The following is a 21,197-nucleotide window of genomic DNA, read 5'->3' as shown; positions in this document are numbered from 1 at the left end:
ATTTATTACTAATTTATAATTATTATAATCTAGAGGTTTTTATAAGTCAACTGTTTACATTAACTGAATACTTTTTCTTTATAAGCTGATAGTTTTTCAAGTGAAGATTTTTCTACATCAGCATGTAAGCTATTACCATGGGAATCCATTGTTACTACAGCTGTGAATTTTTCGACACGAAGATGCCACATAGCTTCAGGAATACCGAATTCCATCAAGTCCACACCTTCTACGCCTTTAATACAATCTGCATAATACTGAGCAGCTCCACCGATTGCATTTAAGTAAACTCCACCATGTTCAGAAAGAGCAGCAAGTGTTTTGAGACCCATTCCACCTTTACCGATTACTGCACGAATGCCAAATTTCTTCATAATATCGCCTTGGTAAGGTTCTTCACGGATAGATGTAGTTGGACCTGCAGCACGTACATGCCAGTCACCTGCGTCATCTTTTTGCATGACAGGACCACAGTGATAAATAATTTGCCCATTTAAGTCAACTGGTGCATCATGGCTCATCAAGTGGTGATGTATTGCGTCACGGCCAGTATACATACGACCACTGATTGAGACAACATCTCCGACCTGTAGTGCACGAATTTGTTCCTCTGTAATAGGAGCTTGTAATTCTACTACTTTTTGAGGAGCTTCTTCGGACGATTGGTCTTTGAACTCAATTTTCTCTCCATCTTGGTAGTGCCATTCGATAATTTCACCTGTAGTGGAGTTAATATTAATCGCCATACGACGGTAAGCCCAACAATTATAAGCAACAGACACATAGAAACTTGCAGGAATACGGTGCATTACTCCAATTTTACAGCCAAGTAATGTAGCTTCTCCACCGAAGCCCATTGTACCAATGCCTAGTGTGTTAGCTTTTTCAACTATATATTGCTCTAATTTTGCTAGGTCAGGATTTGGGTTTGAATCTTCTACATGACGGAATAATTGTTCTTTGGCTAAATCATATCCAGAAGAACGATCCCCACCGATTCCTACTCCGATAAAGCCAGCTGAACAGCCTTGTCCTTGTGCTTGATAGACAGAATGTAAAATACATTTGCGAATTCCGTCTAAGTCACGACCAGCACGACCTAATCCTTCTAACTCAGTAGGCAGGCTATATTGAATATTTTTGTTTTCACAGCCGCCACCTTTTAAAATAAACTTCATCTCAATGTAGTCGTTTTCCCATTGCTCAAACTTAACGACAGGAAGACCATCCCCTAAGTTATCCCCACTGTTAGCACCGGTTAAAGAGTCAACAGCATTCGGACGAAGCTTTGCATCTTTAGTAGCTGATGCTATTGCACGCTTAATCGCTGCTTTAATTTCTAATTGGTTCACGCCAATAGGTGTTTTAATCTTGAAAGTTGGTAAACCCGTATCTTGGCAAATAGGAGAAACATTATCATCTGCCATTTGAATATTATTTGTGATCGTATCTAAACTCATCGCAGCTCGAGTACCAGCATTTTCAGCAGCTTTTGCCTTTTTTATCGCACGTCGAACATCCTTAGGTAAATTTGTAGAAGTTTCGGTAATTAAATCATAAATACTTTTTTCTAATTGCTCCAATTGCATGAGGTGAACGCTCCTTTTATATGTAAATAGGTAACAAACATTACAAGTATACTATTTTATGGAGATGAAAAAAAGAGTAGCTGAGGGAATAAATACATGGAATGCGTAAGTGCGGGGACAGCGGCTTCAGGGGAAAATGCTCTCATACTAGTAGAGGCTTAGGAGAGAGGTGTATCCGTCGGGAATCACCCGAGTGTCCAAGTAGAGTGGTCATCAGCCTGAGAGAAGAAGTTAGGTGCCCGAGAACCACGGCTAACCACCCGCGAAACGTCCGAGCGTCCAAGGAAACGGCTAATCCGTCCGAGCGAAGTAGGTATGCGCTCGAGAACCACGGCTATCCGCCCACGAAACGCCCGAGCGCCCAAGAGAAAGGCTTATCCGTCCAAGCGAAGCAGGTATGCGCCCGAGACCCACGGCTATCCGCCCACGAAACGCCTGATCGCCCAAGAGAACGGCTTATCCGCCCGAGCGAAGTAGGTATGCGCCCGAGAACTACAACCATCCATCTGCGAAAAAAAAGTTCGGAATGATTTCATTCCGAACTTCTTAATTATTCTTTTGTGTTTTTAAACTGTTCAACTTTTAACTCAAGGTCGTCCATCATTTGAATCAGGCGGTCTATATCTTCAAGTTCAGTTGTTTCAGGTTCGATTGTGTCCAAAACTTCTAGAAACATTTGAAGTCGATCTTTTAAATAAGATACTTGTTGTTCTGGATTTGAAATTTGTTTACCCACAGAATAACACCTCACTTTAGTATAGGATATAGGAAATTGTAAAGAAAAGATAGGTCTAAAGAGTTAATTTAATGATTTGTATATTTACAATGTTTACAATATTCTGTTTATATGATAAAGTATCAATAAGATACATAGAAGGGAGGCCGTAGTGAACAGTCGACCATTCTAATCAGTTGAAAGAGGGTGTATAGACATTTCACCGGCAGACAGGCCGAAAATGCAGTTATGAATATACAAGTAAATAATAGTTATATGTAAAGGCTCAGTCCATTATCTTACAGAGATATCGGCTGAGCCTTTTGTTATGTAAATTTATATATTACCCATTCTTATTCTCTGCTAAACTAAAGCTAATATGAAATTAGTTTGGATAAAAAGAGGTATTAATATGCATGAATTTACATTAGAAGAAAAAAGACGTTTTAGAATATTAGTTGCTATTGTTTCGATATCTGGTTTTTCGCAAGGGATGTTGCTTCCTTTAATTTCTGTAATTTTTGAACAAGATGGTGTTAGTGCTACTTTAAATGGATTAAGTGCAACTGGATTATACATAGGTACGTTGTTAATCTCTCCTTTTATGGAACCACCTCTACGAAAATTCGGATACAAACCGATAATAATTGTAGGTGGACTTCTTGTTATTGTGTCCTTAATGCTTTTTCCTTTGTGGAAAAGTGTAGCCTTTTGGTTTGTGTTGCGGCTATTGATCGGAATTGGTGATCATGCTCTTCATTTTTCGACACAAACTTGGATTACTAGCTTTTCACCACAGCATCGATTAGGTAGAAATATTGCAATTTACGGATTATCATTTGGCGTAGGTTTTGCGGTGGGACCTTTATTTGTCCAATTAGTGGAGATCTTTGAAGGTTTACCGTTCATTGTATCGAGTATCCTTTGTTTAAGTGCGTGGGTTCTTGTATTCTTCATTAAGAATGAGAAGCCTGAAGTTTTTTCCGATAGTGCCTTAATAGCTGGGACCTGGAAACGCTTTGGAGCAGCATTTGCAGTTGCATGGATAGCATTTATACCACCGTTTAGCTATGGTTTTTTGGAGTCCTCACTGAACGCAATCTATCCTGTGTATGCACTACGTAATGCTCTAGACGTTACAGATCTTTCTTATATATTAGCAGCATTTTCTATCGGGGGTGTTGTATCTCAGCTACCATTAGGGGTATTAAGTGATCGCATTGGTCGAAGAAAAGTGTTGATCGTAGCATTGGCCATGGGCTCTTTAACATTTGGTATAGCTAGTATGTTCGAAACTTCCGTTCTAGTCATAGGAAGTATGTTTTTTATAGCAGGTACATTTGTAGGTTCAACGTTTTCCCTTGGTATTTCGTATATGACCGATTTAACACCAAAAGAATTACTACCAACTGGCAATTTACTCTGTGGAATTTTCTTTAGTTTAGGAAGCTTGTCTGGACCGTTTTTAGGTGGGCTTTTCATACAACTATTTGATGGCCTAAGTTTCTTAATACTTATAGCTCTATTGTTAGGTTCATTATCATTTCTTATACTCATCTCCAATCCACAGAAGAAAGGTCGATTGTTATGAAGCAAAAATCATCTAAGTTAGGAAGTAAAATTACACTCTATATTGTCGTAGGGATACTATTACTCGTAGCATTATTTACCACTGTCCTTGTTTACAACACGAACAAAACTGTAAAAGATTCATTAGGAGAAAATGGCATACATATTGCGCAAAATATCGCAACGCTAGTAGATGTTCCAGCCTATGAAGAATTTAAAAAGAACCCTGAACAAAATGAGAAGTACTGGGAGTTAAGAGAAGAGTTAAATAATTTACTAATACAAAATGGCATATTATATGCGTATATTACGGATATTCCTAAAGAAGGAGAAACAGCCACTATCATTGTCGATGCTGCAGGAAAAGATGATGATAGCGCTTATTTACCAGGGGATATAAGTGAAGGAACAAATTATGAAGCTGTAGAAGGTGCATTAACTGAAAGTGGAAGCTACACAGACTTAATTGAGGATGAAGAATACGGGGAATACCTATCATCGTATGCTCCTTTGAAAAATGAAGCAGGAGAAATAATTGGGATTGTAGGAGTTGATATTTCTGCAGCGAATGTCCAAGTAATTCAACAAAAAAGCTTAAAAGAATCTGTTCCTTTTTCTTTGATAATGGTTATTCTGTTAGGTACAGTCATCACTTTAGTACTCTATCGTTATGTTCGAACTGCCTTGAAGCCACTAACAAATATGCAAGATGCTTCTATTAAGTTTGCAAATGGAGACCTTCGAGGGGCTGAGGAAGTATTAAAAACGGTGTCATTAAAACAAAATAATGAAATATCCGATTTTGCTAAATCATTCCGAAAATCCATTGTTCAATTATCCTCTATTTTAACAAATATGAATGGAACAGCGGGTTCGCTATTAAAAGTATCTGATGAATTAGAGGAAGTAATGAAGTCAGTTAGATCCTCAAATGATGAAATATCAGAGAGTATTTATAAAATAGCTTCTGGATCTGAAATACAGAAAACAAATAATGATGAAGCTCTAACTGCTATGGAAGAGATGACTATTGGCATCCAGAGAATTGCAGATTCTTCTACCTCAGTGGCCACATCATCTAGTGATATGACAGAACTTGTTACCTCAAGTGCAGCAAATTCTATGACAGTAGTTCACCAGATTAAAAACGTCGAGGCTTCTGTACTGGCAACTGAAAAACATGTGAAAGATCTAGGAGAAAAATATCAATCCATTGAAGAGATGGTTACAGTGATTACAGGTATTGCTGATCAGACGAATCTACTAGCATTAAATGCAGCTATTGAAGCGGCTCGGGCAGGTGAAGCAGGGAAGGGCTTTGCTGTTGTTGCAGATGAGGTTAGAAAACTAGCAGAAATGTCGAGAAACTCTGCGGAAGAAATACGTGACCATATTCAAGGATTCCAAACAGTAACTGTTCTAGCACTAGAAGAAATGGCTAGAAGCGCAAAAGATGTACAAAGTGGATCATTAGCCGTCGAAGAGATCGGAAACGACTTGAATAAGGTACTGGAATCTGTTGTCCGTGTAAATGAAGAAGTGCAAGATGTTTCAGCTGTAACAGAACAAATGTCTGCAAGCTCCGAAGAAGTACTTGCATCCATGGAGCAAGTTACCGCTATTGTAAATGAGTCAGTAGAACAAACGAAAACTGTTGCTGTTTCAGCAGATTATCAAGTGGCTACAGTTGAAAACTTAGACAAAACGATTCAAACTCTACAACAATCAGCCGATCAGCTTCAAAAAGCAATTAACCAATTTAATCTGTAATAGCGAAGCACTAAGGTTGTTCTTTTTTAAGAACAACCTTAGTGCTTTTTCTTTTGGCTATTTTAAAGATAAAGGCTTTTCTGGTCTATTAGGGCAATATTTGCAACTAGGGTCACTACATTTAGATTCTATCCAACTATTACATTTAGGACAAAAATACGTATCAAAATTATCATAATAAACTAAATTAAACTTGCATGTAGAACAATACTTTTCTTGTTCAATTTGACCATAAAATTCAAAGTCATCTATTATCACTTTGTTATCTACTTCTTTTATTTCCATGAAAATCTCCCTCTTAAGTTCATTTCCTACGTCCCATCCCTGAAAATAACATTATATAAACAACTCTTGACAATATTCTGAATAATAGGTTAGTCTGAGTTAATTATAGTAAAGGGAGAGATTCATATGCAAAGAATAACACTGACTTCTTCATTCAAATTGGAGGGCATGTTGGTTTAATAATATGATCTCCGATTTGATTCAATCCAGAATCAACTAAATCGGAGGAATTATAGTGAGCATACAAAATTTTTATTATACAATCACAAGTTCTAGATCGTTTTTTATCCAAATCGTATTTACATTAAATGCTATTTATTATGTAACGCAAGCAGACTTAAATGCATTGCAACTGGTTTTAATCGGCACAATTATGGAAGTTTCCGTTCTCTTGTTTGAAATGCCAACTGGCTTGTATGCAGATCACTACGGACGAAAGCGTTCACTAGCACTGGGCACAGTTATTATTGGTTTGGCACATGTCCTTGAAGGGAGTACGCCAGAATTTTGGGCGATTGCTTTCGCTTCTGCGATGTGGGGAATAGGCTGGACTTTTATAAGTGGAGCTGAACAAGCATGGATTGCGGATGAGTTAGACGGCGAAGACTTAGACACCACGTTCCTTCGTGGTTCCCAATTTTCTTCTTTTGCACGTTTCGCAGCAATTTTGGCCAGTGTGGCAATTGCGGCTGTTTGGTCGGTACAAACGGCGATTATATTTGCAGGTGTCATGCTGATTGCCCTTTCATTCTGGGCATTCATCAAGCTACCCGAAACCAAGTTTGTCAAAGTAACACGTGAAAAAGGTGTCTCGGGTGTAACTCATATGGTTACCACTATCAAAGCTGGACTATCACAGATTCGTGGGAATACTATGCTAGTTAGCATAGCGGTAGTTACATTATTATGGGGACTTGCGAGTGAAGGATTCGACCGTTTATATGGTGCCCATTTCATTACTGACTATAATTTGTCGGAAGAGGAGTCCATCTACTGGTTCGGTGCTTTTTATGCGATTGCATTTTTACTTAATATTGTCGTACTACGTTTTGTTGAGAAAAACGTGAAAGGTCGCTACGCGGCTGTGCTATTGCTTATAAATGCTGTGTTGACAGGAACGATGCTAATTTTCGCATGGACAGGTCATTTCTGGGTAGCTGTGGTGATGTACTGGGTGACAAGTGCACTGAGAAACGTAAACTATCCATTAATGAGCATCATTACAAATGAACAAATTGAATCGAAAGGTAGAGCAACAACACTTTCCATGTTTGGGCAACTTGATGCTTTTGGACAAATTGTTGGGGGCCCATTAGTAGGATTGTTAGCATTATACACAACAATTGCAGGAGGCATTTCGGCATCTGCATTCCTAATTTTACCCGTTCTTTATTTCTTATGGCGAATGAAGCGGAAAACGGTTCATTCATAATTTTTTAGTACTTGATGCGAATGAGCATCAGGTACTATTTGATTGGAGTGATATGTGATAAGAAGCTACTCCATCAATATGATGCCAGTTGTTGTAGCCCCTTTAGTTTGAGTGATAACGTTCACAACAATGATGTATGTATCTTTACCATAACCGTAATTGTGTAACTTTTCTGCTTACTTTACGTATAATCAATAAATACACTACTTCAAAAAAAGGAGTGGAATCGATGATAACGCTGAATGCAGAAAAAAAGTATATAAATTTACTTCTATACTTGCTTCTCATAGCTTTTGTGCTTGTCACATACACCTTGGATTTATATCCAGCAGCACATCAAATAGATTATAGTGATGAGCAATCTTTTACTATAACTAAGAAAGGTATGCTTTACTCGGAGCAACATAAGGTTATCAAAACAGAGGAATCCACCTTAAAAGTTGCGCTGATAGATTATGAGGTAAATTTTCTGAAGGTACTATGGCTTGTGGGTATTATAGTATTCTCCATGTTTTTTATTAATCTTGTTAACTTACTGGAACAAGGGAGTATTAAGCCAGCCCTTATAATATCAGCTATTTATATCGTTATTTTTATAGGGGCTCTTTTTGTCTATATAGATAGATTCCTTTTTGTAAATGAAGTAATTAAGAAATTAATAGTTTGAAGATCAACTAAAATGAACAAATAGATATTGTTTAATGAAGAATGGAAGGAAATGATATTTTCAAATGGAAGCAATGGAACTTAAAGAGATATTATCGGAGCTTAAAAGTGGGGAAAGAATTTGGGAAGCCGAGGAAACAGTCATTATTATCAAATCGATGATTGAACATATTGGTTCTTCAGATGGCGAGTTGAGAGATCAATTAATATATAGCTGGTTTTATCATTTAATAATAAACAAGAATTTGCTAGATCAGGATCTGTTGAAGGAACTATTAGAAGTGGCACTAAAGGATTTGTTATTGAAAGGTATTGGAGATAAAGACACAGATACTGTATTCACAAGGTCTTTTACTACTCTTTTAATAGCACTTATCCTATCTAGAGACAACGAAGATGACTTTCTTAGCCAAGATGTAATTTTGCAAGTGAAAAATAAAATAGTAGATTATATTAATCTTGAAAAAGACTTAAGAGGATATATTCCATATAAAGGATGGGCTCACAGTGTAGCGCATGTCGCAGATACTTTGGATGAATTGATAAAAAGTAAAAAAGTGGACGAAAAATACTTTGGAGAAATCTTAAATGCACTGTGGGATAAAGTCCTTGTTTCCACTACTGTTTACATTCACGAAGAGGAGGAAAGAATATTAGTTCCAATACTGGAGATGCTCGAACGAGGCCTAGAAATAAAAGAAATACAATCATTGTTACAGCAAATACCAGATGAATTACATAAACAGAAAATGTTAGTGAAGGAAGAAGAGTATTGGTATTTATATGCAAACTGCAAGTCATTCTTAAAAAGCTTTTTGATTGAAGTTCAAAAAAGACCAAAATTATATCCTTTGCAAAAAAGTATTGAAGATTGCCTTGAATCGGAATGGAATCTTATGTCATGAGAAAAGGACAGACAAGTTGAATGTCTGTCCAATGTATTATATATAATTAAGGTTTTAACACGAATTTAATACTTTCTTCTTCATGATCATGGAAAGTTTTATAAGCATCGCTTGCTTTGTCTAATGGCATACTATGTGTAATAATTTCTTTTGGATCGAATTCACCGTTCGTAATTTTATCAAATAAGGTAGGCATATAATGTACAACTGGGGCTTGTCCCATCTTTAGGGTTACATTTCGTTCGAAAATATTACCTAGTGGGAACATATTATACAATGACCCGTAAACGCCTGTTAATTGAATTGTCCCAAACTTTCTTACTGCGTTTATTCCGATATCTAGAGCACTTAATGTTCCACCCTGGAGTTTTAGCTTTTGTTCCACTTTTTCAACCATCGACATTTTACCGTCCATACCTACACAGTCAATCACTACGTCTACTCCACCGTTAGTAATTTCTTTAATATGTGAACCCATATCATCGTATTGTTCAAAATTATACACTTCAACATTATTCATCTTTATAGAATGTTTTAAACGATAATCTAAATGATCCACTGCAATTACTCTCTTTGCACCTTTCATCCAAGCAAACTTCTGTACCATCAGACCGATAGGACCTGCTCCTAAAACGGCAACGGTGTCTCCTTCTTTCATGCCAGAGTTTTCAACACTCCAATAGGCAGTTGGAAGAACATCTGAAAGAAATAACAAAGATTCATCTTCTAGTTCACAAGATTCCGGTATTAAAAACGGCAGATAGTTTCCATATGGTACACGTAAGTATTCTGCCTGACCCCCAGGGAAATTACCATAACGTTCGGTAAAACCAAAGTAACCCCCTGCGTCCAAGGCTGGATTATCATTAGAGTTATCGCATTGGCTTTCCATCTCATTTTGACAATAAAAACATTCGCCACATGATACGTTAAATGGAATAACTACTCTATCTCCTTTTTTAACTTTCGTTACTGCTGGTCCAACCTCTTCCACTATTCCCATTGGTTCATGCCCGATGACATAGTCCTTTCGAGTAGGCATGGCACCTCTATAAATATGAAGATCTGATCCACAAATAGCTGTAGTGGTAATACGTACGAGGATATCATCCTGTTTTTCTAATTTGGCATCTGGAACTTCTTTTACTTGGACATCTTTGGCACCTTGATATGTGACAGCTTTCAAAAAAATCTCCTCCTTTAAAAGTATGTTCAATTTAATCTTTCCCTATGATCTCCAAATTGAAACTCACTAAGATATGATGAGGGTGGGGAGTGAGAAAAGTAATAATCATTAAAATCTGATAGAAAAAATAAAAAATCCCGAGAAATAATTCTCGGGATTTTTTATTATTTTAGTATTAATAATGTTACTGCTTCAACATGTGCAGTTTGAGCAAACATATCAACAGGCTGGATGTATTCTATATTGTAAATTTCTTTAAGAGCAGCTAAATCCTTCGCAAGTGTCGATGGGTTACATGATGTGTAAACAAAACGTTTTGGTTTAATATCCAAGATCGTTTTTAACAATTCATCATCTAAACCTGCGCGTGGTGGATCTACTGTTAATACATCTGGAACGAATCCTTCATTTTTCCACTTTTGTAACCAATGTTGTGCTGTACCATGTACATATTGTGTATTTTTGAAGCCATTTCGCTTGGCATTCTTTTTAGCATCTTGAACAGATTCTTGAATAATATCCATACCACGAACCTCTTTGGCATTTTTTGCAAGCCATAGTCCGATGGTGCCGACACCACAATAAGCATCTACGATTGTTTCTTCTCCTGTAAGAGCCGCAGCTTTTTCGATCTCATTGTACAAATGCACTGTTTGTTCCGGATTTAACTGGAAGAATGCTCGAGCAGATAAATCGAAAGCTAATTCTCCAAGCTTTTCATGAATCGTTTCTTTCCCATGTAAGTTAATCGTCGTATCACCAAATATTAGCGAAGTATCTTCTGCATTGATATTCTGACTAATGGACACTATATTAGGATCAATTGCTCTTATTTTTTGAACTAGTTCTTCTTTTTGATGCATTTTCTTTTGAGTTGTCACAAGGGTAACTTGAATTTGTCCAGTTTTCATACCCGTACGAACGACAATTGTGCGGACGACTCCCTTAGAATTTCTTCCATCATAGATAGAAATTTTCATTTCTTCCAAGAATCTTTTTATTTCATTTGTAATATGGGTAGTAGCCGGGTGTTGAACGGAACATTCGTTAATATCGATTAACATATTGGATTCTTCCGCGTATAATCCAGCAATAACTTTATCGCCTAATTCTCTCACTTGGAATTGGCTTTTGTTGCGATAGTGCCATGGGTTTTCCATGCCAATCGTTGGTCTTACATCAATTGATGGGGCTAAGTCTTTCACATATCGTTCTAAAGCCTGTATAACTAAATCTCTTTTTACAAGCAGCTGACTTTCATAAGTCATGTGCTGTAACTGACATCCCCCACAGGATTCATATACTGGGCAAGGTGGAGTAACACGATGCGGAGACGGTTCTCTTAATGTTTTAACTTCTGCTTCGGCATACTTAGGATTTGCTACTGTCACTTTCGCAGTAATTACTTCTCCTGGAAGTGCACCTTTAACAAAAACAACATTACGTTTAAAGAATCCAACGCCTTCTCCATTGATACCAAGTCGTTTAATCGTCAGGGGGAATTCTTGTCCTACTTCTATAACTGATTTTTCACTCATACCTTCACGTCCTTTATCCCGCTTTAACTTGCAGTAAAATCCCCACTGGAATAGCCAGTGGGGATTAACTCCAAGTAAAAGTCCGATTGGCTCAACTAACATTCAGTGGAAAATCATCACTGAATGAAGTTTCCCTTTATAATCTTCCTTCTATTATAAAGGAGTTTATTCAGGAAGCAAAGTAAGCGGAATATCCAGATTATTCATGACTAGATCATCTAGTGTTCCAAATGTATATCCCATTTTTCTAGCATCCTTGATGAACATTGGTAAGCCTTCTGCATTATCAGGAGATACTGTGTGCATTAAGATGATTGCACCAGGGTGGATTTGAGACATTAGCTCATCATAAGCATATTTACCGCCTTTTTTCTGATCCTTATGCCAGTCAATAAAAGCTACAGACCAAAAGATATGCTGATGTCCTATTTCATTGGCAGCCTCTAGCACTTGTTCGTTAAAAATGCCTTCCGGTGGGCGAGTGACGGTTGTTCGGGTTAATGAAGTTAGTTCACTTAAACGTTTATCAAATTTTTGCAGTTCTTTTTTGACACCTTCCTTAGAGAGTCTTGCTAAGTTCGGGTGTCCATATGAATGGTTGCCAATCTGGTGTCCCTCTGCAATCATTCTTTTTACTAAAGGAGTTGCACTTTCTAAATAATGCCCAGTTAAAAAGAATGTAGCTTGAATATTTTCAGCTTTTAAAGTGTCTAAAATACTTTCGGTATAGCCGTTTTCATAGCCGTTATCGAATGTAAAATATAGAATTTTTTCATCTGCAGATCCCTTATATATGGAACCATGTTTTTTGAGCAAGGCATCCATTTCTCCACCTGCTTCTGCTTGTTGTTCATTTGTAGCTTTTTTTAAGCCCCAATGTATTTCCTTATCAGCTTGGGCAGAAAAAGGTTTATTCATAAATCCAATACTTAAAATGATTGTTGCAATAATAATTCCTACTAGGTGAGATTTCCACATAAAAACGCAACCTTTCTTTTTTAAGTAGGTTGCGCCAATAAGAGTTAGTTATTCATTTATAAATAGCGCGTAAAGCACTTTCTAAATTAGGAAAATGGAATGTATAACCTTCATCCAGTAGAACCTGTGGTATAACATGTTGGCCTTCTATGACAAGCTGACTTTTTTCACCTAAAGCAAACTTTAAAGCAAAAGATGGAACGGGAAAATAATGTGGCCTTTTCAATACAGTTGCTAAGGTTTTTCCAAAATCGTTCATCTTTTTTGCATGGGGCGCAGTAATATTAAATGGACCATTAATGGGTTGTTCTATTGCAAATAATAAGGCACTTGCAACATCTTTAACATGTACCCATGACATCCAATTATCACCTGTTCCAATAGGTCCACCAACAAAAAGCTTGTATGGTAATGCCATCAATGGAAGTGCACCTTCAGATTTACCTAAAATAATTCCGAATCTACCATAAGCAACACGTATCTGAAGCTCTTCTGCACTTTTAGCTTTCAGCTCCCAATCTCGAACTGTTCGAGCTAGAAAGTCAGTACCAACTTCTTTCGATTTTTCTGTATATCTTGTACTAGTCGAGGCTGGATAAATGCCAATCGCACTTGCATTTACTAGTACTTTCGGTTTTACAGCAAGCGCTTTTAATATCCGGAGCAGTTCATCCGTTGTTTGCATCCGACTGTCATAGATTTTTTGTTTTTGTACTTCTGTCCATCGCCCATTATTAATGGACTCACCAGCCAGATTTACAAAAGCATCGATGCCTTCTAACTGTTTTTCAGGGTGGGCATTTTCAGATAGCCACTGTACATATGTTATGCCATGTTCCGTTCCCTGTTTAGAACGAGATAGTATATATACATCATGGCCTTTTTGCAACAGTAACTCTGTCAGTTCGCTTCCTACAAATCCAGTTCCTCCAGTAATTGCAATTTTCATTTATCTTCAACCTCCTTCTTAGTTTTATCATAACAGTTCAATCATTTATCACCAACCAACTTATACGCTATAATTGAAGAAAGGCGAATGGAGAGAGTGAAAATGCCGGTTATTACGAGAATTGGACGACAAAAGAATAATAATGAACGGTATAATTTATATTTGGATGAAAAGTATGCATTTAGTTTGGATGAAGCAGTTCTGATCAAGTACCAATTATCTAAGGGCAAAGTCATCGAAGAATTTACACTAGATGAAATTGTTTTTGACGATGAAGTAAGAAAGGCGTTTAACAAAGCCATTAACTTTTTAAGTTACCGTATGAGAAGTGAGTACGAAGTAAAACAAAAACTATTGCAAAATGAGTATGGTGAAGCAGTTATATTAGAAGCAATTCGAAAATTATATGAGTATGGCTTTCTTAATGATGAAAGCTTTACGAAAGCCTTAGTAGAAACACAAAAGAAAAATAGCAAAAAAGGACCTACTGCAATACGTCAGGAACTGAAGAAAAAAGGAATTGATAAAGATCTTCAAGAGAAAGTATTGGGCAATTATTCAGAAGAAGAGCAAGTAGATATAGCGAGAACTTTGGCAGAAAAGATTATCAATCAAAATCAGGATAAAACACCAAGGCAGATAAAACAAAAAGTCCAAGATACACTTCAAAGAAAAGGGTATAATTTTAGTATAATTACCCAAGCACTTTCAACATTCGAATTAGAAAAAAATGAAGAAGAATGGATCGATATAATTGCTACGCAGGGAGACAAAATTTGGCGAAAACATTCGACTAAGTATAAAGGAAACGATTTACGAAGACGTATAAAGACAGCGTTATATCAAAAAGGTTTTCCTGCAGAACAAATTGATCTATATATAGAAAAGAAGGAGTTGGAAGAGCAAGATGAGTGAAAAAAAATATGGTGATATGACTGTACCAGAGCTTAGAACGGAAATTGCAAATTTAAAAGAGAAATCACGAAAAGCCGAGCAACTAGGAATAGTAAATGAATATGCCGTTTACGAAAGAAAAGCATTGATGGCCCAAGCTTTTCTAATAGATCCTGCTACTATTAAACCAGGTGAGATGTACCGAATTATTGGAGATCCTGGTGTGTTTTTTCAGGTAGAATACTTAAAAGGAAGATTTGCATGGGGTTACAGATTAGGTGGAGAAAAATATGAAGAAGCCTTGCCAATCTCAATGCTAGAATCACTGGAGGAAAGAAAATAATATGCAAACAAAAATAGATGAATTAACTTTCGCACTTCTAGAAAAAAATGATAAGCTATCTTCTGCAAAGGCAAGAGCTTGGATAGAGTTACTATGGTCAGACTTTGAATCCTCGTATGCCAAAGCTGGATATGATTATAAAGGGGCTGCTGTCACAGAAATGGTCATTAGAAAATGGATAGATGGCTACGGTGCACAGCTACATGAATTTGCAAATACGAACGAGAAGTATAAACATTTATTGGAGACCGACGATTTTAGCAATTAAAAACGCTAGGAAATGTATCCTAGCGTTTTTTCTTTATTAGTTATGTGGGATGAAATCTAGCTTTTTACGTAGCTTATCTTCACTGAATATCCAACCTGTGTAGGAATTGACTATTTCTAAATCTTCATTTAAATGTGCCACGGCTACGAATGGATAAAAGTCATTACTGCGATATCGTAAGTCAATTAGTCTTACTTCATATATATGCTCAAATTCCGTAATCTCCCAGCGGTAAATAGGAGAAAACGAAGTAAATGCACTCATATTTTGGTCTTTCAAAGCAGCTTTTACTAAATCAGATTCGGGCAGCGGATTACGTTCGAACTTATCATAAATAGTGATAGATCTGCCGTATGCTCTTCCTACATAATGATGCGTTTTAGAATTTGCAGCTACTCTCCATTGAAAAAATTTCATCGTAGGTGCAACAATAATTTCATCTGCATCGGGAATAGTATGCTTGACAGAATTTTTCACTGCATGCTGTACGGCGAATCGTAAAATATAGTACAGGAAAATAATAGCGTACATAGTAAGAAAAGTTGGTACAGGATTTAAGCTTAACATCCATAAAAGTATACCAACCACATGAATACCAAAAATAATTGGATCAAATGTATTAATAACTCCCAGGGCAACCCATTTCTTTGAAAATGGCCTTAAAGCTTGAGTTCCATAAGAATTGAAGATATCTACAAAAACATGTACAAATACAGCAAGAAAAGTCCATAACCATAAATGCAGTAAATTGGCTTCAGGGAAAATAAGCCATAACACACCTGCTATTAAAATAGGCCATAAAATAACGGCTGGAATTGAGTGAGTAATTCCACGATGATGTCGAATATAAACTGCATTATTGCGTAATTTTAGAACAGTATCTATATCAGGGGCTTGAGAGCCTATAATTGTACCTGCTATAACTGCAGTCGTTGTAAGTGTGCTCCCTGCAACAACGGGGTCAATAAGAGAGAGACCGCCTAGTGCAACACCCATAACAACATGTGTACCTGTGTCCATACAACCAGCTCCTTTAGGATTACAGCTTACTACATCTTAAAATAGATTAGTTAAAAAACAAAGCCGCTACTATTCATATACCCAAATTTAATGTCAATAATCGCAAGGAAGGATTTTACAGTGAACGAATTATACAAAAAAAATGTTAGTGAATCACTAGTTTCATGGTTTTTAGAAGAAAAACGTGACTTGCCGTGGAGGAAAACAACAGACCCATATAAAATTTGGGTTTCCGAAGTAATGCTACAACAAACAAAAGTGGATACGGTTATTCCTTATTATGAAAGATTTATCGCAAAATATCCTTCACCACAATCATTAGCTAATGCAGAAGAAGGAGAACTATTAAAAGAATGGGAAGGATTAGGTTATTATTCCCGTGCCAGAAACTTACAGAGTGGTGTAAAAGAAGTAGTTGAACATTATAATAGCGTTGTACCTTCCAATCGAAAAGAAATTTCCAAGTTGAAAGGTATTGGTCCATATACTGCTGGTGCTATTTTAAGTATTGCATACGGAGTGCCAGAACATGCTGTAGATGGCAATGTTATGCGTGTACTTTCTAGAGTCTTATTGATAAAAGAAGACATTGCGAAGCCAAAAACAAAGAAAATATTTGAAGAGGCAGTAATGGATTTGATAGATCGTGAAAATCCCTCTGCCTTTAACCAAGGTCTTATGGAACTAGGTGCAGTAATTTGTACCCCAACTAAACCAAAATGTCTTTTGTGTCCATTAAGAGAAAATTGCTCTGCATTTTTTGAAGGTGTGCAAGATGAGTTGCCTATAAAAACAATTCAAAAGAAATCAAAGACCCATAAAGTGAAAACAGTAGTTATACAGAATAAGGATGGACATGTATTACTTGAAAAACGAGCTTCTAAAGGCTTACTAGCGAATATGTGGCAATTCCCAATGGTAGAGTTACCAACGCCTAACCATACAGTAGAAGAGATTGTCGAACATGATTACGGAATAGAGATTGAAAAAGGTCCGTTAATAAATGAGTTTAAACATGTGTTTTCGCACCTAGTATGGGAAATGGAAAGTTTTGAAGCAATCTTGAAGCAAGAAAAAGAGCTTCCTAATCGTTGTAAGTGGCTTACTATAGAAGAAATAAATCTACAACCGATGCCCGTCCCGATGTTGAAAATTTGGAATGCATGGAAAGAGAGGGAGATTTGAAAATGACAACAAATAAAGTAGCTTTAGTTACAGGTAGTAGCAGAGGTTTAGGGAAAGCTATTGCTATCGAACTTGCCAAAAACGGATATGATATCGTCGTAAACTATGCTCGAAGTAAAACCGCTGCTCTTGAGACAGTGAAGGAAATTGAAAACCTAGGAAGAAAAGCACTTTTAGTAAAGGCGAATGTAGGAGATGTGGAAAAGCTTCGTGATATGTTCCACACTATTAAAGAAGAGTTTGGTCGTTTAGATATTTTTGTTAGCAATGCTGCTTCCGGTGTTTTAAGACCTATTATGGAATTAGAGGAATCACATTGGGACTGGACAATGAATATTAACGCCAAAGGAATGTTATTTGGTGCCCAAGAAGCGGCTAAGTTAATGCCAGACGGTGGGAAAATTTTGGGGATCAGTTCTTTAGGGTCTATCCGTTATTTAGAAAACTACACAACAGTCGGAGTTTCAAAAGCCGCAATAGAATCACTCACAAGGTATTTAGCAGTGGAGCTTGCACCTAAAGGAATTGTAGTAAATACTGTATCTGGTGGTGCGCTCGACACTGACGCACTCAAGCATTTTCCAAATCGAGATGAATTACTAGACGATGCCAGAGTAAATACACCAGCAGGACGGATGGTAGAAATAGATGACATGGTCAAAACAGCTATGTTCTTGCTATCTGATGATGCTTCCATGATTAGAGGCCAAACAATTATTGTCGATGGCGGAAGATCGTTAAAAATGTAGTGTCTTACACTCCCACTAATTTTTCAGCTAGGAAGACATAAATGCGTAGCGTGCGACGGCCACATCTGAGTAAAACTTCTTATATTGGTATAATGAAGACTGTCTATCTAAACTTGAAGGCGAAGATGCAAATGTAAGCTAGATTCATAAATGACTATCTATTTATAGTAGCTATATACTTCATACACAGTGGTCGGTTGGATGTGCGCCTTCCAAGCCGCATGAGCGCGAAGAATGAGACTTTAAAAGGGTGAAGGAACGGAGTGACTCATCCTTAAAGGCTCATGCGTAGCGTGCGGCAGCGCACATCCGGGTGAAACTTCTTTTATTGCTAGCACACTATATGAAATTGACTCAAAGAATGAATAAAATTATGCCATCTGCACATGATAGGAATGTACGGAGGTGAACAATCCATGAAGAATAACAGAAAACAGCAGAACCAAAACCAAGAGTTTGCTTCTGAAACTGATATTCAAAAAGTTAAAGAACAAAATCGTCAAGCAGAGTTGAAAAAACAACAAGCTAGCGGTCCACAAGCAAATCGTTCTTCTAACCGAACTAAATAACATGGATTCACCAAAAATCAGCGAGGGTAAATAACCCTCGCTGATTTTTTTACTATAGTTTTTTACATTGAATTGCTATAATAAGAAAATAAGTATAAAAATTCTAAATTTACGCTTGATGAAAAGGTGGCTAAATCATGGCGATTCCAAATGAAGGAGAAACTATTCAAATTCACAGCTACAAGCATAATGGTCGAATCCACCGGGTCTGGCAAGAAACGATGGTTTTAAAAGGAACCAAAAATATTGTAATTGGAGCAAATGAACGAACACTTGTAATTGAATCCGATGGTAGAACTTGGATTACTAGAGAACCTTCTATTTGTTACTTTCATGCAGAATATTGGTTTAACATTATTTGTATGCTACGAGAAGATGGTGTATACTATTACATCAACATGAGTTCTCCGTTTGTCTATAACAATGGAATGCTAAAGTACATTGATTATGATTTAGATGTGAAGGTATTTCCTGATATGACCTACACAATTCTGGATGAAGACGAATATGAGCAACATAAAAAAGAAATGAAGTATCCAGAAGAAATTGATGGTATTTTAAATCGAAATGTCGAGAAGCTCATTTCCTGGATCAAACAAAGAAAAGGTCCGTTTGCACCAGATTTTATTGAGGCTTGGACAAGTCGTTATCATTTCCAAAAACAGTTGAATGAGTAGTTAGAGAAACCTGTTGAAATATGCAACAGGTTTTTCTCATGGTAGAAGGGAGTTTTTATATGAATTCGATGAAAAGATATATGGAATTTGTAAAACCGTATAACTTTCAAATTTTCTTGACAATCGTCATAGGGGTTATAAAATTTGCTATCCCATTATTTATTCCGATTCTTATCAAGATTGTAATTGATGATATTATCGGAGCAGAAGCATTAACCAATGATGAAAAAATGACTCAATTAATATATTGGCTTGGCGGGACTGCATTAGTATTCTTAATCGTTCGACCACCAATAGAGTATTATAGACAATACTTAGCGCAATTAGTGAGTAATAAAATCTTGTTTGATATACGTAAGAAAATGTATATCCATTTACAAAAGCTTAGCTTAAAGTACTACTCCAACACACGTGCTGGCGAGGTTATTTCTCGAGTTATCAATGATGTGGAGCAGACGAAAAACTTTGTCATGATTGGATTGATGAACGTCTGGTTGGACCTAGCGACTATTTTAATCGCTATCGGCATCATGTTAACGATGAATGTAAAGCTTACTTTAGTTACATTATTAGCATTTCCATTCTATGCATTCAGCGTTAAATACTTCTTCGGAAGATTACGGGATTTAACAAAAGAGCGTTCTCAAGCATTAGCTGGTGTTCAAAGTTACTTACATGAGCGTGTACAAGGAATGAGTATTATTAAAACCTTTACGCTAGAAAAACATGAACAAAAATTATTTAATGAGACAAATGGAGAATTTTTAGATGCAGCAGTAAAACAAACAGTATGGAATGCAAAAGCATTTGCAGTAGTTAATACGATTACAGATATTGCTCCTTTACTTGTTATTGCTTATGCGGGTTATGAAGCTATTCATGGAAGACTTTCTGTAGGGACAATGGCTGCATTTATTGCTTATGTGGAGCGCTTATACAGCCCGTTAAGACGTTTAGTCAATTCATCCACAACATTAACGCAATCATTCGCTTCGATGGATCGTGTATTTGAGCTAATGGATGAAGAGTATGATATTGTCGATAAAAAAGGTGCTTCTACTTTAGGAACCTCTAACGGAGAAGTGACATTTTCTAACGTATCATTCCAGTATGAAAAAGATGGACATATGATTTTAGAGGATATCGATTTCCGTGTTAATGCAGGGGAAACAGTAGCTTTTGTAGGTATGAGTGGCGGTGGTAAATCGACTATTATTAGCTTAATTCCTAGATTTTATGATGTTACTAAGGGACAAATACTAATTGACGGTAAGGATGTTCGTGATGTCACCATTGAATCCTTAAGAAAGCAAATTGGTATAGTGCTACAAGATAATATTCTTTTTAGTGATTCGGTCAAGTCCAATATATTAATGGGGAAACCTGGTGCTACAGATGAAGAAGTAATGGAAGCGGCTATAGCAGCAAACGCACATGACTTTATCATGGAGCTTCCTGAAGGATATGAAACAAAAGTCGGAGAGCGTGGAGTGAAACTTTCAGGAGGTCAAAAGCAGCGTGTTGCGATCGCCAGAGTATTTTTGAAAAATCCATCTATTTTAGTTCTAGATGAAGCAACTTCAGCATTAGACTTAGAGAGTGAATCTTTAATACAGGATTCTTTAGAGAAGCTAGCTTCCAATCGTACGACCATAATCGTAGCACACCGTTTATCTACTATTACGCATGCCGATAATATAATCGTTATTGAAAATGGTAAAGTGATTGAGAACGGTTCACATGCGCAATTGATGAAACAAAAAAATACTTATTACAATCTATTTCAAATTCAACAACTTGATACAGAATAATTACTCAAACATCTTATAAGTGTTTCTTCCGCTTATAAGATGTTTTTTTATATTTAGGAAGGGAGGATAGTCGTATGACTTTTCAGAAAAGTGTTGCAT

The 21,197-nt window shown here is 36.8% G+C and carries 21 protein-coding genes; 13 read left to right on the top strand and 8 right to left on the bottom strand.

Going from position 1 to position 21,197, the window contains the following annotated elements; all coding sequences use genetic code 11:
- Positions 1-59: 59 nt before the first annotated feature.
- Both MHI40_RS15235 and MHI40_RS15230 read right to left on the bottom strand, forming a co-directional pair.
- Positions 60-1,589 (bottom strand): fumarate hydratase, encoded by a 1,530-nt coding sequence (locus MHI40_RS15235; protein ID WP_340763344.1) that lies wholly within the window; start codon positions 1,587-1,589, stop codon positions 60-62.
- A gap of 550 nt (positions 1,590-2,139) precedes the next feature.
- Positions 2,140-2,325, bottom strand: a complete 186-nt coding sequence (locus MHI40_RS15230; RefSeq protein WP_093538158.1) for an SE1561 family protein — start codon at positions 2,323-2,325, stop codon at positions 2,140-2,142.
- A gap of 391 nt (positions 2,326-2,716) precedes the next feature.
- Between MHI40_RS15230 and MHI40_RS15225 the strand changes: the two genes are divergently transcribed.
- Entirely contained in the window at positions 2,717-3,895 is a 1,179-nt protein-coding gene (locus MHI40_RS15225) for an MFS transporter (RefSeq protein ID WP_340763341.1), read from the top strand.
- Positions 3,892-5,643: a methyl-accepting chemotaxis protein gene (locus tag MHI40_RS15220; protein ID WP_340763339.1), complete on the top strand. Its 1,752-nt coding sequence runs from the start codon at positions 3,892-3,894 to the stop codon at positions 5,641-5,643. The genes MHI40_RS15225 and MHI40_RS15220 overlap by 4 nt, the downstream gene beginning before the upstream one ends.
- Before the next feature lie 57 nt (positions 5,644-5,700).
- On the opposite strand, the gene MHI40_RS15215 is transcribed toward MHI40_RS15220, so the two are convergent.
- On the bottom strand, positions 5,701-5,928 hold the full coding sequence (locus tag MHI40_RS15215; protein ID WP_340763337.1) for a hypothetical protein: 228 nt from the start codon (positions 5,926-5,928) through the stop codon (positions 5,701-5,703).
- Positions 5,929-6,163: 235 nt separating this feature from the next.
- Here MHI40_RS15215 and MHI40_RS15210 point away from each other — a divergent pair, with 235 nt between their 5' ends.
- From MHI40_RS15210 to MHI40_RS15200, 3 genes are all read left to right on the top strand, one after another.
- Positions 6,164-7,360, top strand: coding sequence for an MFS transporter (locus MHI40_RS15210; protein WP_340763335.1), 1,197 nt, complete (start codon positions 6,164-6,166; stop codon positions 7,358-7,360).
- A 229-nt stretch (positions 7,361-7,589) separates the two neighbouring features.
- Positions 7,590-8,027 carry a hypothetical protein gene (locus tag MHI40_RS15205; RefSeq protein WP_340763333.1) on the top strand — a complete coding sequence of 146 codons (438 nt, stop codon included), beginning with the start codon at positions 7,590-7,592 and terminating at the stop codon, positions 8,025-8,027.
- Between the two features lie 73 nt (positions 8,028-8,100).
- Positions 8,101-8,931: a DUF2785 domain-containing protein gene (locus MHI40_RS15200; protein WP_340763331.1), complete on the top strand. Its 831-nt coding sequence runs from the start codon at positions 8,101-8,103 to the stop codon at positions 8,929-8,931.
- A gap of 46 nt (positions 8,932-8,977) precedes the next feature.
- Here the strand turns inward: MHI40_RS15200 and MHI40_RS15195 are convergent, their stop codons facing one another.
- The 4 genes from MHI40_RS15195 to MHI40_RS15180 all read right to left on the bottom strand — a co-directional run bounded on the left by MHI40_RS15195 (position 8,978) and on the right by MHI40_RS15180 (position 13,582).
- Complete coding sequence (locus MHI40_RS15195; protein WP_340763330.1) at positions 8,978-10,117, bottom strand: zinc-dependent alcohol dehydrogenase; 1,140 nt, start codon at positions 10,115-10,117, stop codon at positions 8,978-8,980.
- A 164-nt stretch (positions 10,118-10,281) separates the two neighbouring features.
- Positions 10,282-11,655: a 23S rRNA (uracil(1939)-C(5))-methyltransferase RlmD gene (gene rlmD / locus MHI40_RS15190; protein WP_340763329.1), complete on the bottom strand. Its 1,374-nt coding sequence runs from the start codon at positions 11,653-11,655 to the stop codon at positions 10,282-10,284.
- A 165-nt stretch (positions 11,656-11,820) separates the two neighbouring features.
- Positions 11,821-12,633 carry a polysaccharide deacetylase family protein gene (locus tag MHI40_RS15185; protein WP_340763328.1) on the bottom strand — a complete coding sequence of 271 codons (813 nt, stop codon included), beginning with the start codon at positions 12,631-12,633 and terminating at the stop codon, positions 11,821-11,823.
- A gap of 52 nt (positions 12,634-12,685) precedes the next feature.
- Entirely contained in the window at positions 12,686-13,582 is an 897-nt protein-coding gene (locus MHI40_RS15180) for a TIGR01777 family oxidoreductase (RefSeq protein ID WP_340763327.1), read from the bottom strand.
- A gap of 102 nt (positions 13,583-13,684) precedes the next feature.
- Here MHI40_RS15180 and recX point away from each other — a divergent pair, with 102 nt between their 5' ends.
- From recX to MHI40_RS15165, 3 genes are read left to right on the top strand one after another with little or no spacing between them, the layout of a single operon-like run.
- Positions 13,685-14,497, top strand: a complete 813-nt coding sequence (gene recX / locus MHI40_RS15175) for a recombination regulator RecX (RefSeq protein ID WP_340763326.1) — start codon at positions 13,685-13,687, stop codon at positions 14,495-14,497.
- Positions 14,490-14,819, top strand: coding sequence for a YfhH family protein (locus MHI40_RS15170; protein ID WP_093538169.1), 330 nt, complete (start codon positions 14,490-14,492; stop codon positions 14,817-14,819). Before recX ends, MHI40_RS15170 begins: the two co-directional genes overlap by 8 nt.
- Before the next feature lies 1 nt (position 14,820).
- A complete protein-coding gene (locus MHI40_RS15165) occupies positions 14,821-15,087 on the top strand; it encodes a YfhJ family protein (RefSeq protein WP_340763324.1) in 267 nt (88 codons plus the stop codon).
- Between the two features lie 36 nt (positions 15,088-15,123).
- Here the strand turns inward: MHI40_RS15165 and MHI40_RS15160 are convergent, their stop codons facing one another.
- Positions 15,124-16,107 carry a metal-dependent hydrolase gene (locus tag MHI40_RS15160; protein WP_093538171.1) on the bottom strand — a complete coding sequence of 328 codons (984 nt, stop codon included), beginning with the start codon at positions 16,105-16,107 and terminating at the stop codon, positions 15,124-15,126.
- Positions 16,108-16,227: 120 nt separating this feature from the next.
- Here MHI40_RS15160 and mutY point away from each other — a divergent pair, with 120 nt between their 5' ends.
- The 5 genes from mutY to MHI40_RS15135 all read left to right on the top strand — a co-directional run bounded on the left by mutY (position 16,228) and on the right by MHI40_RS15135 (position 21,098).
- Positions 16,228-17,292, top strand: a complete 1,065-nt coding sequence (mutY, locus tag MHI40_RS15155) for an A/G-specific adenine glycosylase (RefSeq protein ID WP_340763322.1) — start codon at positions 16,228-16,230, stop codon at positions 17,290-17,292.
- Positions 17,293-17,294: 2 nt separating this feature from the next.
- Complete coding sequence (fabL, locus tag MHI40_RS15150) at positions 17,295-18,041, top strand: enoyl-[acyl-carrier-protein] reductase FabL (protein ID WP_093538173.1); 747 nt, start codon at positions 17,295-17,297, stop codon at positions 18,039-18,041.
- Positions 18,042-18,457: 416 nt separating this feature from the next.
- Positions 18,458-18,610, top strand: coding sequence for a gamma-type small acid-soluble spore protein (locus tag MHI40_RS15145; protein ID WP_245762747.1), 153 nt, complete (start codon positions 18,458-18,460; stop codon positions 18,608-18,610).
- 137 nt (positions 18,611-18,747) lie between these two features.
- Entirely contained in the window at positions 18,748-19,287 is a 540-nt protein-coding gene (gene ntdP / locus MHI40_RS15140) for a nucleoside tri-diphosphate phosphatase (RefSeq protein WP_093538175.1), read from the top strand.
- A gap of 59 nt (positions 19,288-19,346) precedes the next feature.
- Positions 19,347-21,098 carry an ABC transporter ATP-binding protein gene (locus tag MHI40_RS15135; RefSeq protein ID WP_340763320.1) on the top strand — a complete coding sequence of 584 codons (1,752 nt, stop codon included), beginning with the start codon at positions 19,347-19,349 and terminating at the stop codon, positions 21,096-21,098.
- Positions 21,099-21,197: the final 99 nt, after the last annotated feature.

Source organism: Psychrobacillus sp. FSL H8-0510, from assembly GCF_038008345.1.
In the GTDB taxonomy this organism is placed as follows: domain Bacteria; phylum Bacillota; class Bacilli; order Bacillales_A; family Planococcaceae; genus Psychrobacillus; species Psychrobacillus psychrotolerans.
This window is presented reverse-complemented; position numbering and strand designations above follow the sequence as displayed.